This window comes from Enterocloster sp. (assembly GCF_057861365.1).
The window spans coordinates 80,275-97,624 of sequence record NZ_DBMACH010000007.1; the positions used below are offsets into that span (position 1 = coordinate 80,275).

The 17,350-nt window shown below is 46.5% G+C and carries 16 protein-coding genes; 15 read left to right on the top strand and 1 reads right to left on the bottom strand.

Translation table 11 applies throughout. The features are described 5' to 3' along the window. Window positions 1-11 precede the first annotated feature (11 nt). From ACZM6M_RS09360 to ACZM6M_RS09410, 11 genes are read left to right on the top strand one after another with little or no spacing between them, the layout of a single operon-like run. Window positions 12-407, top strand: a complete 396-nt coding sequence (locus ACZM6M_RS09360) for a hypothetical protein (RefSeq protein WP_118542796.1) — start codon at window positions 12-14, stop codon at window positions 405-407. Next, the gene (locus tag ACZM6M_RS09365; RefSeq protein ID WP_118542795.1) at window positions 394-864 is read left to right on the top strand and encodes a hypothetical protein; all 471 of its coding nucleotides are present in this window, start codon (window positions 394-396) and stop codon (window positions 862-864) included. The genes ACZM6M_RS09360 and ACZM6M_RS09365 overlap by 14 nt, the downstream gene beginning before the upstream one ends. A gap of 15 nt (window positions 865-879) precedes the next feature. Next, entirely contained in the window at window positions 880-1,221 is a 342-nt protein-coding gene (locus tag ACZM6M_RS09370; protein ID WP_118697019.1) for a hypothetical protein, read from the top strand. Continuing rightward, window positions 1,222-2,205, top strand: a complete 984-nt coding sequence (locus ACZM6M_RS09375; RefSeq protein WP_178774133.1) for a hypothetical protein — start codon at window positions 1,222-1,224, stop codon at window positions 2,203-2,205. After that, a complete protein-coding gene (locus tag ACZM6M_RS09380; RefSeq protein WP_489490230.1) occupies window positions 2,198-4,492 on the top strand; it encodes a hypothetical protein in 2,295 nt (764 codons plus the stop codon). Before ACZM6M_RS09375 ends, ACZM6M_RS09380 begins: the two co-directional genes overlap by 8 nt. Next, window positions 4,489-7,368 (top strand): hypothetical protein, encoded by a 2,880-nt coding sequence (locus tag ACZM6M_RS09385; protein WP_489490232.1) that lies wholly within the window; start codon window positions 4,489-4,491, stop codon window positions 7,366-7,368. Before ACZM6M_RS09380 ends, ACZM6M_RS09385 begins: the two co-directional genes overlap by 4 nt. 9 nt (window positions 7,369-7,377) lie before the next feature. Further along, entirely contained in the window at window positions 7,378-7,710 is a 333-nt protein-coding gene (locus tag ACZM6M_RS09390) for a hypothetical protein (protein WP_489490234.1), read from the top strand. A gap of 3 nt (window positions 7,711-7,713) precedes the next feature. Continuing rightward, window positions 7,714-9,282, top strand: coding sequence for a CpaE/TadZ family protein (locus ACZM6M_RS09395; RefSeq protein ID WP_489490235.1), 1,569 nt, complete (start codon window positions 7,714-7,716; stop codon window positions 9,280-9,282). A gap of 2 nt (window positions 9,283-9,284) precedes the next feature. Beyond that, on the top strand, window positions 9,285-11,249 hold the full coding sequence (locus ACZM6M_RS09400) for an SAF domain-containing protein (RefSeq protein ID WP_118740910.1): 1,965 nt from the start codon (window positions 9,285-9,287) through the stop codon (window positions 11,247-11,249). Then, window positions 11,239-11,637 (top strand): hypothetical protein, encoded by a 399-nt coding sequence (locus ACZM6M_RS09405; RefSeq protein WP_118656927.1) that lies wholly within the window; start codon window positions 11,239-11,241, stop codon window positions 11,635-11,637. Before ACZM6M_RS09400 ends, ACZM6M_RS09405 begins: the two co-directional genes overlap by 11 nt. Before the next feature lie 17 nt (window positions 11,638-11,654). Further along, window positions 11,655-12,557 (top strand): hypothetical protein, encoded by a 903-nt coding sequence (locus tag ACZM6M_RS09410; protein WP_118563621.1) that lies wholly within the window; start codon window positions 11,655-11,657, stop codon window positions 12,555-12,557. 150 nt (window positions 12,558-12,707) lie between these two features. On the opposite strand, the gene ACZM6M_RS09415 is transcribed toward ACZM6M_RS09410, so the two are convergent. After that, window positions 12,708-14,423 carry an IS1634 family transposase gene (locus ACZM6M_RS09415; protein WP_489490236.1) on the bottom strand — a complete coding sequence of 572 codons (1,716 nt, stop codon included), beginning with the start codon at window positions 14,421-14,423 and terminating at the stop codon, window positions 12,708-12,710. Window positions 14,424-14,794: 371 nt separating this feature from the next. Here ACZM6M_RS09415 and ACZM6M_RS09420 point away from each other — a divergent pair, with 371 nt between their 5' ends. Genes ACZM6M_RS09420 through ACZM6M_RS09435 form a run of 4 tightly spaced genes read left to right on the top strand, consistent with a single transcriptional unit; the run spans window position 14,795 to window position 17,350 of the window. Then, a complete protein-coding gene (locus tag ACZM6M_RS09420) occupies window positions 14,795-15,772 on the top strand; it encodes an SIS domain-containing protein (RefSeq protein WP_118300514.1) in 978 nt (325 codons plus the stop codon). 24 nt (window positions 15,773-15,796) lie between these two features. Beyond that, window positions 15,797-16,483, top strand: coding sequence for an HAD family hydrolase (locus tag ACZM6M_RS09425; RefSeq protein ID WP_008705000.1), 687 nt, complete (start codon window positions 15,797-15,799; stop codon window positions 16,481-16,483). Then, the gene (locus ACZM6M_RS09430; RefSeq protein ID WP_243107766.1) at window positions 16,467-16,889 is read left to right on the top strand and encodes a PTS sugar transporter subunit IIA; all 423 of its coding nucleotides are present in this window, start codon (window positions 16,467-16,469) and stop codon (window positions 16,887-16,889) included. Before ACZM6M_RS09425 ends, ACZM6M_RS09430 begins: the two co-directional genes overlap by 17 nt. Beyond that, on the top strand, window positions 16,886-17,350 hold the full coding sequence (locus tag ACZM6M_RS09435; protein ID WP_008704986.1) for a PTS sugar transporter subunit IIB: 465 nt from the start codon (window positions 16,886-16,888) through the stop codon (window positions 17,348-17,350). The genes ACZM6M_RS09430 and ACZM6M_RS09435 overlap by 4 nt, the downstream gene beginning before the upstream one ends.

Here is a 17,350-nt window from a genome sequence, read left to right on the forward strand (position 1 = left end):
GGACATCAGGAATGTTCAGAAGATGGAAAGAAAATGGAAGGAAGGCACTTCTGACCATGCAGGCGGCAGTCTTAAGTGGAATGATGACGATCTGCTCTTATGCGGAGACGGTCCAGGATGCAAACTGGATGAAAGAAGATGCGACAAGCGGAGGCCTTTTTACGGAAGCGATCACGAAGGTCCAGGATGTATTCCGAAGCGGCTATTCCTTTGCGATTGTGGTGGCAGTGGGACTTTTTGTACTGTTGTTTATCTATGCAGGCGTAAAACTGTCATTTGGTGATACCTCTGACGCAAAGCAAACAAAGCAGAAGATATTCCGAATCTTCGTTGGTATGATCTGCGCGTTTGGGGCAATCTTCTTTGTAAGTCTGGTTTATAAGGCGGCTGGCGATGCGTTCCAGTAGAAAAAAACGGCCAGGTGCATGGATCGGAATTGTTTTAGCGAGTTCCTTTTTGCTGGTAGGTGCGATGAAAATGAGTGCCTATGCGGAACCGGCAGAATCAACTGAAACGGCAGAAATCACAGAGTCTTCAACCGGCGCGGGACTGTCGGATATGGATTTTGGAATGGGAGATGGGCAGATTGAGCTGGATCCATACGATCAGGTATCCGACTTTGGGTTTAGTGACAGCGAAGCGTTACAGAGCCCGATTGCCTCTTTTTACAGTTTATGCCTGTATTTGTCCATAGGCGGTATGGTTCTGTCATTGATCGTAGCAGGAATTAAGCTGGCGGCAAATGATACCGGCCATGGGAAACATCAATTTCTTGACGTGGTTGGAGCGAAAGTGATCGTGTTTTTTAGCATTAGCTGCTTAGTGGGACTTATCAATTTGTTTTTGGGCATGCTGCAGCATTAGAAACGGAGGAATGGCATGGATCAGCTGACAGAACTTAGACCACCGGATTTTACAGATGTGACAAAATGGTGGATCTTTTCAAACAAATCATTACTGGTGTGCCTGGGCGGCGGGGTGATTGCCTATCTTCTTTTTAAAATCACGGCAATGCTCCACCTGGCTTTTCTGGGCGTGTGGTTTGGCGTGATGCTTGAGGCAGGACTTTTTATCGGGGTCACATTTCCGGTCCCTGATTTTGGAAGTTCCCTGCTGGCATTTGGCGGACGTACTGCAGATGAGCTTATCATCAGCCTGATTGCGCATCGGTTAAATCGCAGAACTTATTACAAAGACACGGAATGGGAGGAAGAATTCTAGATGGAAAGTATCAATCATCTTACCAGGCTTACGGCTGCGTTTTTAGGACTGACCATTCTGGTTCTGGGAATAGCTGCTATCTGGCTTATCCGGATGAGAAAAAAGAACTTAAAGACAAAAAAGGCAGAAACAGAAGAAAGAGGGTTGTTTTCCCAGACGGATGAACTGGTACCGATTGATGAGATCGGGCCGGGGGTCATCGTGACAAATGGTGGGAAGAAATTTGTTGTGGTACTAAAATGCGGTGGCAGCGACTTTTACACAAAGCCGATTGGGGAAAAAGTAAGGGTCAAAAATAATTATGCTGCCTTTATTTCAGAATTTACGTCCAGGGTTACATACCGCATATATGGGGAAGACATTAACATGGATGGCACTGTCCGGGAATATGAGAAGATCTTAACCGGTCTTCAGGACATGCTTTTTGAGACGAATGAAGATTATAAAGCTCTCCGGAAAGAATTTGAAACGGTAAAGAGTGATTTTGATTCCGCAGAAACCCGGGAGCGTTCCAAACAACTGCTCCTGCTCCAGAAAAAGATAAAAGCATACAGTTGGCGCATCCGTCATGTGGAAAGCCAGTTAGCCTATATCGCGAAAGTGTCAGGACCGGATGCAGCTAGGCAGAACCTTATTCAAACATATGTACTTTCCTGGAGCGCTCCGCCGGACCTGGCAACGGTCCTAACGAAAGAGGAACTGTATCAGGAAGCTACAAAACATTTAAAAGAAGATATCAAAAAGCTGCTTCACAACCTGGCAGAATGTGATGTAAAAGCGGTGCCATGCAGTAAAGCGGAACTCTTTAATATACTCCATACGCATTATCACCCGATTACTGGAAACAGGTTCCGCTATGATGATCTGCTGGAGTCCAATTGGGACAGCCGGATCATGCCGTACCGGGAGGACACGGATTTAGAGGAATCCTTTACGGACGAACTGATTGATGAAATGTTATACGGAGGACTGCAAAATGGTTGATTTTCTTATGATGTTCAGTCTGTGCATCTGCGTTTTGTCGGGCGTGACGTTACTGATCGTACATATCTGGTCTAAGAAAAAGCAGAAAAAAGAAGAGGCGGAAGAGAAAACAGGAGGTACTGTTTTTCATAGCGGGACGAAGAATGTGCCAAAGCCTATAAAAGAGCGTGCCGGGATTTTACAGGTGCTTGCGCCGGATGGCGTAAATACCATGCCGGTATCTTACATGACACTGGATGATAACGGGATTGAACTTTACTATGCCGGTCTCTATATCGACAAACTTCCGGTAGAGGGCCGGTTTGCTCATAGTTTTGCCGGGATCTTCAATATGGACTATGTTGAGTCTTCGGTCATCATAGACCCGCTCTTAGAGGAATCCCAGAAAAAGATCAATCGCCGGATCCGGTCACTGGATATGGAGCGGTCTGGGGAACGGGACAGAAACCGGCTGAGAGTTTTGGATGGAAAGATTGCGGATGCAGAGCGGTGGGCCAGACAGATCGACTCTGACCAGTCAACCCTGTTTGAAACATATTTTCTATTCCTGATCCGCGCGGAAAGCTTAAAGCTTTTAACAGAGCGGATTTCAGAGTTTATTTCCAGGGGAAAGGGGATCGGTTTCCGTTCCTGCTATGCGATGCATAAGGAAGCTTTTTTAACATCCCTCCCACTTAATGAGATATTTGAAGCAAAAATATCTGTCGGTAAAAATCTGAGTGTGAGTAAAAAGCCGATCAAGGGACATATTTTAAGCCAGGCATATTTATCCCTGATCTTTAACCACACGACGAGCGAATATTTTCACGAAAAGGGCTGCGTATTTGGGAGGTCTATCTTCAGTGGAATGCCGGTTACGTTTGACCCGTTTGATAAGACTCATTTTTCCTACGGAGCCGTGATCGCGGGGCAGTCCGGATACGGAAAGTCGGCAACCGTGAAGCAGCTTTTTTCCAGACAGGTGGATTTCGGCGTGCATATTGCGAATATTGACTATGAACCTCTCCCTGGCGATGGAAAGAGAGGTGAGTATTCCATAGTGGCGGAAGCTGTAGGCGGAGTCAATTATCTGATCTCCAATTATTCCGACTCCCAACTTAATTTTTTCGAGATTAGCGATGAGTATGAATATAACCGAGCAACCGGAGAGGAGATACCAACACTATATCTGGAAGAAAAGATCGTGGACATGACGAATATCCTGATGGTACTGGCAACCAGCTTTACGACCAATGGCATGGTTGGTGAATTTGAGCCGACGGAATATTCCCGCATTAAATCCATTATTTCAAAGAATGTAAGGAAAATCTATGCTGACTGCGGCCTTCGGGACAAGGATGCAGCGTCTCTTTATGAAACGGTGCCAGCATCCGGAGGATCCTTTGGGTCAGGGCGGAGAAAGAAGCGGCTGCCCCAGATGCATGATTTTTATCGTGCAATATTATTGGATGCGCGGGAGAATGTGGACAACTTCAAAGAAAACGCGTTCTCCCTCCTGTTGGATATATTTGAGGATCGCGTGCGTGAAATGTATTACTGTCCTCATTGCATGAAGGAATTCACAAGAGAAGAGCTGTCCACATTAAAAAGAACCGAGAGAGGTGCCCATGTCTGTAATAATCATGAAGAAGGCAAGATCTATTATCTGCGGGAAATTCATGGCAGTCAGGCATACCTAGATTGCCAGTCCACGCTTTCTATTGATATGTCGCTGCCGTTTCATAATTTTGATCTGTCGCAGATCACAGATGAGACGGAGCGTATTAACATGATCATGGTCGTGCAGTCTTATATTGAAGAAAACTTTATCAAGAAAAACTCTACCAATCCGAATAAGGCCCGGAAACTCATAGTGTCCACCGATGAGGCACACCGTATCCTGAAATTTGAAGGAGCACGCATGTTTGAGAATGCCCTATACCGCGTAGCGCGTAAACGTCATACAGCTCCATGGCTGATCCTCCAGTCCGTAAAGGACTTTGCAAAATACCAGGATACAGAGGAAATCTTAAAATCCACGGAGACCTTTATGCTGTTTCGCCATAACTATCTGGATGGGCAGTACATCAAAGATACTACAAACCTTACCCAGTCCCAGGTAGATACGGTACTTAATCTGGGCGGTACATCCGAGGCGAAAAAATATGGAGAGCTATGTCTGGTTGACATTCCTACGAAGCGCGCAGTGTTCATCCAGGCGGATTATCTAAAAGACAGCGAGTTTGATGTAGTGGAAACAGACGTAGAAAAGATTGCAGAACACGCAAGGATGAAACAGGGGGCATGAAGCAAATGAAACATATGCAGAACATCAGCAGAAAAACAATCCAGCTGCTGCTTCTTATATTTGTACTTACATTCTGCATGGCACCGGTATCTTCTTATGCGGATGGGCCGTGGACGGACCGTGCGGACCAGAGTATTTATGATTCCGCCGGGGACGCACCTGATTCCAGTACACCGGACATGCTGGACGGAGGAATTTTCGCCGAACTGCTGGGGGAGTTTTGTATAGGAATTGGTGACGGGCTGAATTTTTTGCTGACTTCTTTTGGGTGTGACTTAAACGCGATCATATTCGGAAGAGTGGGAGGTGCCTCTGCCCGTACTGGGGACGTGGCGCTGTTTTCCTTTGACATGGGGACCGGCAACATATATGGCCTGGTGGGTATGGCGATGTATGGGTACCTGCGGAACCTGGTTTTTACGCTTATGGTGCCAGTATTCTTATACTACCTGGTTGGTTTCCTCTACTCAAATGGCAATCCGCGGGTCAAGGAACGGCTGCTGGGCATGACAAAACTATTTGTTGCCAGCAGCATCGGTTTTATTCTGTTCCCGCAGCTTTTGGGAATTGCTTTATACCTGAGAGATGCCATGCTCCATGCGCTCATGACTGGAAGCCAGTCGATGATCCTTAAGGTGGCGGACAGTGTTGGCTCCGGCGTCAACATGGGGGATAATTCCTATGCCTTTTTCTTTGGTTCGGGAGGAGACTACAACCTGATCAGCCAGTTCCGTGCAATGGCAAAGCCCAACGGTAAGGTCGTGTTTATTAATTCGATATTATATGTAGGCGCGGTCGTTTATCAGGCGTACCTGGCAGTCTGCTATATTTCCGCTGCCGTCTGCATGGTGGTTTTGGTGCTGTTGTTCCCGTTTGCTGCATTGTTTGAAATGGTCGAGCGGGGAACGATATCCAACTGGATGCGGCAGGTGCTTGGAATTTTATTAAACCCGGTGATTGATTCCTGCCTGCTGCTCATCCCCATGTTTTTTATGATCATCGGGACGGCCCAGGAAAGCAAAGGTTATGCCCTGATTGCACTCATTATCTGTGGCTGTATCATACCGGCGCGGGGGGTCATCCGTGGGTTTCTTCATATCGGAAATGGAATGGGAATGGAGCTTGCCGGGTTTGGAACCATTATGGGGGCCACAAGCCTGATGCGATCCATTGGAAGCGGGATTGGAGCAGCGGCCGGTGCGCTGGCTCATGCGTCCTCTGACGCAAAATCCGATAAGAGGAACGCGGATATGATGGATGATCTAGCAGATGTTCAGAAAAAGAAAGACCTGGAAGATGTAAATAAGGGCGAGGAACTCCAGAGTGAAATGGAAGATATCATAGGCAATCATCCGGATTTGAATGAGGATGATGCGGATACATCCTTCGCTTTTGGCTATCGGCCTACACCGAAAGAGGACATACATGAGAAAAGCCCTCATGCCCAGGCAGCAGCGACCGCGCAGAATATTGCCAGTGGTATTGATGCCATCGGAAGAAAGAAGGATTCTTTAAATGAGGATATCCGCTCCAATGATTCTAAAATTGCGTCCATTGGGGAAGAAATTGCCATGGATAATGAACAGATTGCGTCTATGAAGGCTGAAAAACAGGCGATCCAGGCGGAGCAGAATGAACAGAAAAAACGGGGGGATACCCCATCGGTGGATGGATATGCGAGGATCCGGGAACTGGATCAGGGAATTGGCGAAGCGGAGCATTCGCGGTCCATCCGTATGGAAGAACAGTCCAGGCTCCGCGGTGAGAATGCCCGGACGAAGGAGGAAATTGGACGTATTGATGCTCTGTCGGCCAGGGCCCGGAGTGCGATTTCACCATCCAGAAGCAGCTTTGGAGGCGGTGTGAGCGGACTAGGAAGTGGTATATCACAAGAAGAGCAGGAAATACTGGATCAATATGCAACCATTGATAATTTTGAGTCTCCGCAGTTTAAGAATATATCCCTGGAACGGAAAGCGGCGCTGTACCGGGAAAGAGCCGCAAAGACCAGGGTGAGAGGTGCGACAACCGCGGCAGGCACCATGGCCGGGATGACCTTTGGAGCAACGGCCGGGATGGCCATGACCGCATTCAGTTCTCCGGCAGCAAAGATGCAGATGACAGCCATAGGCGGCGCAATGGGCGCAAATGCCGGAGGTGTTTTAGGCGAAGTTCTGGCCGAACCGGTGTATGAAGGCGGTGTCGAACTTGTAAGAAGGGGCGGCCCGCTGCTGCAGAAAGGAGCAACGATCCTGAAAGACAAGGCAGAAGCCTACAGAAACAATCCGGAAGGACTGAATGTTTACGAAGAAGAACCGCAAAAAATGTTGGAAGTGAATGTACATTCCTCATCAAAGCCGACTGTTACGACCGTATCCCAGTCACAGGATAATAATCCGTCATCTGTAGAGACGGTTTCCGGGCCGGGATCAAAGGAACAGCCGTCTTACCAGTCAGATGTGGAAGCAGTAGGAAAAGATGCGGGAGTACAGTCTGGGCCACAGGTAACCTATGCAGACACGGTTTCGGATGAAGACGCGGCAATCATGCAGCAATTCTATGAGGCAGAAATCCAGAAGCCGGAATTTCGCAGAACCATGCACCATGCGTATACGGACAGCGCGGTGAGCGCAAGGCAGGTTTATTCAGGGCTTAAAAACAGCATGGTAAATGCCACAAAAGAGGAGCGTGCGGTTGCGAATGAGCAGATCATTGAAACAGCTTTTATGCAGTATACGAACACGATACTGGATAGTCTGGATGCTCCGGAGCGTGTGGATCAGATCGCATATCAGCAGGCAGTGGAAGACCGGCTGCGGGAAGACGAGCGTGGCCGGATGGAAAAATATTTAAGGAGTAAACATTTATTGTTTTAGCGGAGGAGTATGAACGTATTTACAAAAAGGACACAAAAGAGAAAACAGAAACGGTTGAAACGAAAAAGTCTGGAGACGGAACGGTTGAAAGCGCAGCATGGCCTGCAGGATTCAACGGATATCATCATTGTGGAGCATCCCGATACGTTCTCCGTTATAATCCAGGCAGCCGGGCAGATTGTGCGGTTTTTTGCAGCCACTATTTTTGTCGGGTTCTGCCTGCTTGGGCTTTCGTCCGTATGTTTCCCGGGACCGCGCAAAGAAATGGTGGAAATCGGGATCGCACTGATCACACAGCTGCGGGAGTATCTTCCGTTTCTGAATGCAATTTTTTGGAGGTAGATTATGGCAAGACCAGTTCGGACTTCGAACTTATTAAAGGAAACGGCTGCGGATCATGAAAATCTGGACAGGATGGCAGACCAGGAAAGATTGGCGGTCAATAGGGCAGCCACTCAACCGCCTGTTCAGGAAAATGAATCCGTAATAGAGAAAGCAGAGGAAAAAGAACCGTCTGTACAGGAAAAACTGGATGCGATCCTTCCGGAGGACTTTTTTGGTGAATTTGAGGATCTGTTTAATAGTGAAGATGTCCATATAAAAGAGCAGATAAAACAGGATATGTCGCCGGATATTTTGCTGAAGGCCCCTGCAACTGTGACTGACGATGGGGCAGCGCAGGCGGTTTCAGAAGCAGCAGAAGAAAAAGCTGATGAAGAAGAAATTGCCCAGGCAGTCAACGAAAATACTGCTGAAAAAACGGGCAAAGAGATTTCTGTAGAGGCAGTAGAGAAAGCAGAGGAAGCGTTAAGAACAGAACCAGCTGCGGCCAAAACAGAAAAAATGCCAGACCTTTTGCCGGATATCCAGACACAGGAACCCAAACCCACAGTGACTGCCGGTAGAAAAGCTTTGGTAGAACCCATTCCAGAAACACGGGAACCGCAGAACGTTATCAGACGTATGCCGGCGGAAGAGGATCTAACGCCAACTCATACGATAAACAGGGCAGTGCGGCGGACCTATAAACAGATTGGTTTAAGCCAGCCGGTTACTAACGTGTCATTGCAGCAGATGATCTCTGTATATTCCCCCAAAGGTGGCGTAGGGAAATCTACCATTGTGAGGGAATTAGCCCATGTCCTATCGAACATGAAGAGAAATGGGAAACGGCTTAAAATTTTGGTGCTTGATGCGGACTGGGAATTTGGGGATGTGGACAGTGCGTTTGGTATCTGCCCATCGCCCAATGTAATGGACTGGGTGAAACGGATCTGTAACGATAGGGAGCGGCTGGGATACATTCCTGCATATTCGCCGGCGGACATCGTATCCAGATATGTAATCGAATACGATGAGCAGATCCATATCCTGGCCGGAAGTGATAATGCAATGGAAGCGGCGCGTCTGGATTGTGAGATTGCAGAGGCGATTATGGATAATCTGAGGCGCTGCGATTATGATCTGATTCTGGTTGACAATTGCAATACATTAAAGGATACGACCGTCATTCCCCTGGAAAAATCGGATCTGATCCTGCTGATCCTTTCCCTGGATACATCCACAGTGCAGGACGCCCGCAATTTCCTGGATGTGCTTAGTGAATTTCGGATAGATAAATCTAATATCCGGATGGTTATAAACCAGGTGCCGCTTGATGATAAAAAATGCGAGCTTGGAATATCCCATGTGGCCAGGATCCTAACTATGGAACCGACCTGTATCATACATACAAATCAGGATGCCAGAAGTTTTGCGAATGTCGGGGAAGCAGCATCAAGTGACAAAGGGTCCCTGTTTTCAAAAGAAATCAGAACACTTGCCAGGGCAGCAGTCGCGGTAGATGAAGAACTGGAGAAACCAGAAAAATGTTCTGGAGGATTTTTGCGCAGACTATTTGGCAGAAAGAGGTGAGTATGGAAAAGGAATTAGACCTTCTGATCGCAACGGAAATGAGCGGGGATGGCGATTCGGTAGCAGAAGAACTTCGGAGTGTATTTGCAAAACGCGGAGTCACGGTCCACAGAATAGAATTTCGCTCTGGAAAAGACAGTGTGATCCGGTCTGTCCGGGCCAATCCACAAATACACGCGGTGGTACTCAGCCAGTACCAGGATCAGGAAAAACTTTCCCCGCGCGACATTGATCAGATCTGCTCTACGGCGGAAGGTGATTTACAGGTGTTCGTGGTAGTTTCTGAAATGCGTGGCAGCGACTATATGAAGGAAATTGAAAGCCTGGGGATATACACGGCGGTTTACCAGGAAGATGCCAGTTTTGAAAAAATCGCAGAATGGTACTGCAACGGCCGGACGAAAAAAGAGGCCCGGGCTTATTACGGGGTCGCCGGAGGGGACCATGTGGTCCAGTATCGCAATATGGACGTGAATGCCAGTATCCAGTATCTTTTGGAATATGACGGATCGTACACGGACCTGATCCAGCGGATGTCTGTACTGGTAAATGGAATTCCGGCCAGTCAGGTGGCATCTATCGTCTGCCAGCTCCCGGATCCTATATGTGAAATGTTAAAACGGGAGCCGCGCTTTGCCCTGATCTGTCAGATGGCGGAAGAACAGTACGCATACCTTTATAAGCCCTCCGGTCAGCCAGAGAAAGAGGAGGCAGGTGAAAAAGCGGATACGGGAGGGGAAGAGCAGCCGAAGAATAAAGCAATACGGCGATTTTTTAAAAGAAAACAGGAGGAACCGACAGAACGTAAACCGGCAAAGAGACAGGCATGTGAGATCGGGGTTATGGCGACCAACATAGGGGTTGGATGCACAACCATTTCCATTCTTCTTGCCAATACATTGGCACATGAGGGAAAGCGCGCTGCGATCGTTGAACTGGATGATGCGGATGGATGCTTTGAGCAACTCTGCCGCCAGGAGCGGGAGGAAGAGCAGGTGGATGGGATCACAAAGTTTGCAATCGGAACGCTGGATTACTATTACCATGTTCCACTCCAGAAATTCCAGCTGGACTATAAGCCCTTATATGATTTTATTGTCTATGATTTTGGGTGTCTGGACCAGGAAACGATCTTTCATGTGTATGCGAGGATGCAAAACCGCTTCATTGTAACATCAAAGGCAGAATGGAAACAGCATGAATTAAAAGAACTTTTAAAAGATATAAAGGGAATGCCTGGGGAAGATGAGTGCAGGGTACTGATCAGTTCCCACTGTGGCGGTTCGGACTTGGGAGATGTAAAGGAACTTATGCCGGAAAATACGATCCTTGCAGCAATTCCATATGAGAGTAATCCATTTTATCCAGGAAAAGCATGCAGACAGATCTTTTTAAAACTTCTGGATGGTACATATAAGGAAGAAAAATATAAAAAGAGCGATTCCGTTGAGCAGCGTTTTTCAGAACGGCCGCGGGACTTTAAAAAATTTGGTATCCAGATAGTGATGGGAGCGCTGTTAGTGGCATGCATGGGATTTATGGTATCGGCCTGCAGTGCAAACAACAGGTACAACCGGATGGTTACGAAGGCAGATACATTCATTACAGGACTTGAGGAAGAAAACAGGCAGGCGGAAGATGAACTGCAAAAGAAAGAAAAGGAATTAAAGGCCCTGGAGCATGAGGTATATTATGCGCAAACCGACATTCCGGCCGGTCAGCTGATAAGTGGGGACATGGTTCAAAAAGAGATCGTGCAGACAGAATTTGATGATAGCTTCTTCATCAATGCTTCGGATTTGGGAAGTGTGGCTGCCAGCATACCGATCAAGGCGGGAACGCCACTTATGAAGGCATTTACTGGTCAGGTGTTCCAGGATCCGCAAGATGGTGATAATGACCTGCCTGACCTTGCAGATCTTGAGGATATTGGAATGGAAGGAGTGGAGAGTACAGATGGTGATTAAGTCCTGGTGCAGATACTTTACAGGAAAATTTATCAGGGCATGGCCGGCAATTACTTTGCATGCTCCGGATATGAATGAAAAACTCTGGGAAAAGAAACGGAAGCTGGAGGATGCGTATGACCGCGTCATGTCGGAACTGGAGGATTATAGCGGTTCCGCTTATGGTGGGGTCACGGAAACGATCTTTGCACTGTTTGAACAGTTTTACCGAAAGGTGCGGATGCTAGCGCTGCCAGTGAGTGGCTTTTCTCTGGTCATTGGTTTTTTGCTTCTATTACTGGTGAGGAGGGACAAGCTGTTGTTTCGCAGGATTTTTTTGACATTTATTGTGGGAATTCCGGGATTTTTTCTCCTGTTTACCTGGGGGATCGGAATATTATTAAATTAAGAAGAGAGGACAAATTTATGAGTGAGAATGGAACTGGATTAGAATTATTGGGATTTTTAGGAGGCACCGCGAAATCTAAGGAGGCAGAAGCCCAGAAAAAACTGGATCAGTACGAATACCTGATGGAAAAGGGAGAACTTTTGACAGACATCCGGTTTACCCAGGAAATTAAGGAAAAAGGGCTGCAGGCATATGACGGGGATGTTCAGCTGATCATGCCGACTGAGGAGTCCACGCTTTATAAGGGAATTTTTGGCGCAACGTATCTCCTGGAACGGTGTTATAATGTAAAAATCACCAGAGTTGACCGGGAGGAGAGGACGGTCTATTTAAGCTACCGGGCCGCGCAGGCGGAATACAGGCCGGCAGCTTTGGAGAAGATTAAAAAATCTATAGAGGCCGGGGAAGAGTTAGAGGTAAAGGCCATTGTGGTTTTGTGCCGGGATTTGCAGAATTACATTGTGGTTGATATTTTGGGGCTTTCCATTCCGGGAGTGCTGCCGTATTCGGAATGGATCCATGGCTATGCGGCAAATATCAAGGAGCAGGCGGTCTCCGGAAAGATCATTGATGTGAAAATTAAAGGGTACACGACGAAATCTACGGAGGAAGAGCCGCGGTTTTTGGTTTCCAGAAGAGATTGTGTAAAGTCCGAATGGATCGGTATCGAGGAACGTTTCCCTCTGCATAGCAACATTATCATTGAGTGTGTGGAGATGCAGGGGAAAAACTGGATCGGAAAAATTCCGGGAGTCCCCAATATCTCTGTATACTGTTTTTACCCGAACCGTTTATCTCCGACAACTGGCGGACCGATCATCATCAAGATTGGCGGGCAGTATTCCTGCTTTGTGGCAGCCATTGATGCGGAGAAATGTATATTCCGTGCCCGGGTGAAAGATATGGTGGATCGGAGCTAAATGAAGCATTAAATAATTCATTTGACGAACGCACATTATTTTGTTGTAATTTAATGTGTGTTCGTCATTTTTGATTGACATTCACACATTATTTCTGCATAATACCTGACTTTCGGAGTTGAAGTATAAAACATGGTGCTAAGCCAAGGATTAAAACCTGTGGCTTAGCATTTTTTTGATGTCTCCTTCGTTCAAAAAATACGATGTCAGTGGTAAGCTGCACAGCTCTGACAATTCCCTGATAAATGATGTACCATGCGATAGATTTATATATTTTCTGTCTGATATTTTGGCAACTCTGAAGTCACGTACGAATTCAAACAGCTCTTCGGAACTATAACCATTTTTTAATATCTTGAACTGCAGTAATCTTGTCAGTAATACGGCCAGATAGCAGATTAAAAAATGTCCAACAATGGTATCCTGTTTTTGCAAGTATACCGGTCTGGCATCCAGCTGTGACTTCATGATCCGGAAGGATTCTTCTATTCTCCAGAGATTGTGGTATGCATTGTAGACATCCTTATCTTTCATGGAAATCTCGGAAGTGACCAGCATGTTGTATCCGGCAAGCTCCAGGGATTTTTGAATGAGTTCCTCATTCATGGTGACTTTTACTTTACCATCTGTGTCGTTGCCCTTTTTATCTGCAGCAGTAAAAATGACATATTTTGCAGAATCACCATACTCGGATTTTTTAGCCTGCGAAGCTTTCAGAAGCCTTGCTTTTTCAACTTCTTTATTAATTTCGTAGATCTGTTTTTTGGCAAGTTTTGGATTGAAAGTAACAATCCTTTTTTCTGTGATCCGGAACTTTTTTAAAGAGCCTGTTTCAGACTCGGTAAATTTATATTCAAATTCATCTACACATTCCTTAATGCGATACAAAGTCTCCCCGGCAGCATTTTTTACATCCCTGTAATTATTAGGGAGCAGTACCCAGGTCTTTTCCGTTTCCGGAAGCATCTTTACGGACTTAGAGAAAATATATCCATCCCCATTTTTGAGCGCATGGAAGATATTTTCAGCACAATTCAACCCTTTGTCGGCGATCTGTATGGTTCTGCCGGACACAGAGTTTCTCTTTTTCAAATCATCAATGATATTTCTGATCACCGGCTTTTCACTCTGATTGCCCGGAAACAGCTTCATGCCGATGGGAATCTGATTTGCATCAAGCAGGAGTCCCAGACCAACAATCGGTTCTTTTCTGTTTTCCTTGGAAGGTCCTTTTTTCCGGAAATCATCTTCCCTGTCGATCTCAAAGTAAAAGTTAGTGCAGTCAAAGTAAGTATGAGAGGTATCAAACTGATACATCTGTTGGATCTGATGATTGTAGATTTCAATGATCTTTTCGTATTCGCAACCGATATACTCCAGCCCGTCATAGAGCTGGTTTAAAGAAAAATCGTAGGATTCAAAAAGCTTTGGAATCACTTCGTCATAAGTCTTTGATTTTGAACATGGCTGGACAAGCCTTGCGTAAACAAGGACAGAGATCATGTCAAAAACATTAAAGCGGAAGTCAGTAGCGGTCTGCATGAGATCAATATACTTTTTGACAGAAAGCTTGTCGTTAATGTTTTTCATCGGGAAATAGCCAATGAGTTTTTCCGGCGAATCATCTGAAATCTGCTTCGCTTTTTTTGCGGCTTTTGCAGCATTTGCTTCCTGGTTCAGTCTGATAACTTCTTCTTTGTAGAAGGAGATAGGATCGTCAATGCCCTTTGCCTGAAGCTCATGAACATAACCAATAGGTTTATAAGCCTTGTGGGCAGTATGCCTGCGTTCAGGATCGTAAAAGCTTGAATAAATCTGAAGATAAGTACCTTTTTTGTTGTTAGTTTTTTTAAGAAAATATGCCATAAAAGTCACCCTCTTATAGTATAGCACCATAGCACCATAAAAGCAAGTATAAAAAAGAAAATTTGTCAAGTTTTTAAAACAAAGAAAAAAGCCAGCAAATATGCTGACTTGAGGATAAAATATATTTCATTAACTCTCAAAAAATAAAGTGCTAAATCCTAAAGACGGGCACTATAAAAATCATAAAATTTGACAAAAAAATAAGCCGTAAATGGCTTAAATAAAGGATTTGTATTAAAACACTAAAAAAAGAAGTGTAAAACTCCCGACAAAAAAGAAAAAAGTACTTGCAAATTTGTGCTACATGTATATAATAAGACTTATAAAACCAATAATGATATATAATCAATTATCATTTTTAAGGAGGAATTATGAGAGACTTACATGCATCACAGATTAAGGCCGCAGTTGAGGCAGTGAAAGCCAGAAAGGAGGTCAATGAGGTTTATTTCGTCGCTTGTGGCGGATCCCAGGCAGTGCTTATGGCTGGACAGTATATGTTCGATAAGGAGAGTTCGATCCCTTCCCACGTATACACCGCGAACGAGTTCGTATATGATACGCCGAAGCGTCTCAATGAGAACTCCGTCGTGATTTCCTGCTCACATTCCGGAAACACACCGGAGACCGTAGAGGCAACGAAGCTTGCACGTTCCAAGGGCGCCCTTACGATCTGCTTATCCAACCTCGAGGGTTCTCCACTCTGGGAGGCAGCAGAGTATCCTGTTCACTATGACTGGGGTAAGGAAGTAAGCGATTCTGATAAGAATAAGGGTATCCTTTACGGCTTACTTTTCAGCCTTCTTTCCGTACTCGCTCCAGATGCGAAGTGGGATGTATGCCTGAAGGAGCTCGAGAAGCTGACCGATCTTTCTGCACAGGCGAAGGCACAGTACGATGCACAGGCGAAGGCATGGGCGAAGCGCAACAAGCGTGAGAAGACCATCTACACCATCGGCAGCGGCATCAACTATGGTGAGGTTTACTCCACCGCGATGTGCTGGTTCATGGAGATGCAGTGGATCAACTCCGGATGCATCCACTCCGGTGAGTACTTCCATGGCCCGTTCGAGGTAACCGATTATGATGTTCCATTCATGCTTGTAAAGTCCATCGGTCACACCAGACACCTCGATGAGCGTGTAGAGAACTTCGCAAAGAAGTTTACAGAGGATCTGCTCGTACTCGATCAGAAGGATCTCGATCTTTCTACGGTAGCTGATGAGGCGAAGCCATATGTTGCAGCCATCCTTACCGGCGTGGTGATCCGTCACTTCGTAGAGGCGATCGCCTTCGAGCGTGGTCACTCACTCGATGTTCGTCGTTATATGTGGCAGATGCAGTACTAAGATACAGTACGAAGAGGAAAATATATGTCGCTTAAACTGGTTATTTTTGATGTAGATGGACTGCTGCTCGATACAGAGAGGGTATGGCAGGATGTATGGTATGATACGGCAAGAGACTTCGGGATCGACGACTGGAAGAGAGAGGACTTTCTGAATGTGGTTGGTCGCAGTGGACAGCCGGTGTATGATTACATGGAAGAGTTGTTCCGTGGACGCTGCTCCACAGAGGAATTCATGAAAGTCGCCCGTCAGCATGGAGTAGAGCGTCTGGAGCGTGAGCTCACCGCAAAACCGGGTGCCGTGGAACTCCTGAACTGCATCAAAAAGGCCGGACTTCCGTGTGCGGTAGCGACCGCCACCAGTCGATCACTGACGGAGGAGCGCCTGACTCGCTTACAGCTCATACAGTACTTTGACTATATCTGCTGTGGTGATGAGGTCGTCGAGCGGAAGCCTTCGCCGGAAGCGTACCTGAAGGTGCTTGCGAAGATGAATACAGCACCGGAGGATGCACTGGTTTTCGAAGACTCGAAGGTGGGCGTCCAGGCAGCCTGGAATGCCAGGATCCCGGTCATCATGGTGCCGGATCTGATGCCGCCGACGGAAGTCCAGAAGCGACAGGCCATAAAGATTATCGCCTCTTTATCAGAGGCTGTTCCAATCATAGAAGAATTAAGTAAGGATGGTACGAAACATGAAAGATGCATTTGATGTGCTGATGATTACACATGCAGGATTGTGCAAGGGATATGCAGATGCATTGAAGCTGATCCTGGATATCGACGAGGATGATTTCGGGACGCTGTCGTTCGAAAACGGAGAGTCACTGGATGACTTTTCAGAAGCAATCCGTGCGACGATCGAGGAGAGATATAAGGATCGGAATCTGGTCGTCCTTCTGGACCTTCCGGGAGGATCGCCGGCGAATACCGCCTTACCATTCATGAGCTCGTCGAGAAAACTGATCGCGGGTGTAAATCTCCCGCTGGTACTGGAAATCATGGCAATGAAGAAGAGCGGTACGACATGGGAGGAGCTGGACCTCGATGATACCTGTAAGAGTGCAGCCCAGAGCATCGTACTGTACAACAACTTTTTAAATGGAGGAAATGTATGATTAAGTTAGTTCGTGTAGATCATCGTCTTTTACATGGCCAGGTGATTTTTTCCTGGACCAAGCAGGTAGGCACCAACTATATCATCGTCGCCGATGATAAGGTTCCGAATGATCCGATCAGCATGATGGCGCTCAGCATCGCGAAGCCGGTGGACTGTGAGCTTAGTATCATTCCGTTTTCACAGCTTCGGAAGCTGGTGGATGAGAATGCCAGCAAGAATATCATGATCATCGTAAAGGGACCGGCAGAAGCACTTCAGCTTGCGAAGGAGCTTCCAGAGGTGACCGAAATCAATTATGGCGGTGTGGCGAAGAAGGCCGGTTCGAAGGAGTACGGTAAGGCCGTGTACTTAAATGAAGCAGAGCTGAAGGCCACCCAGGAACTGATTTCGATGGGAAAGAAGATCTATATTCAGATGGTGCCATCCTCCCCGATCGAGCATGCATCATTTGAGAATTAA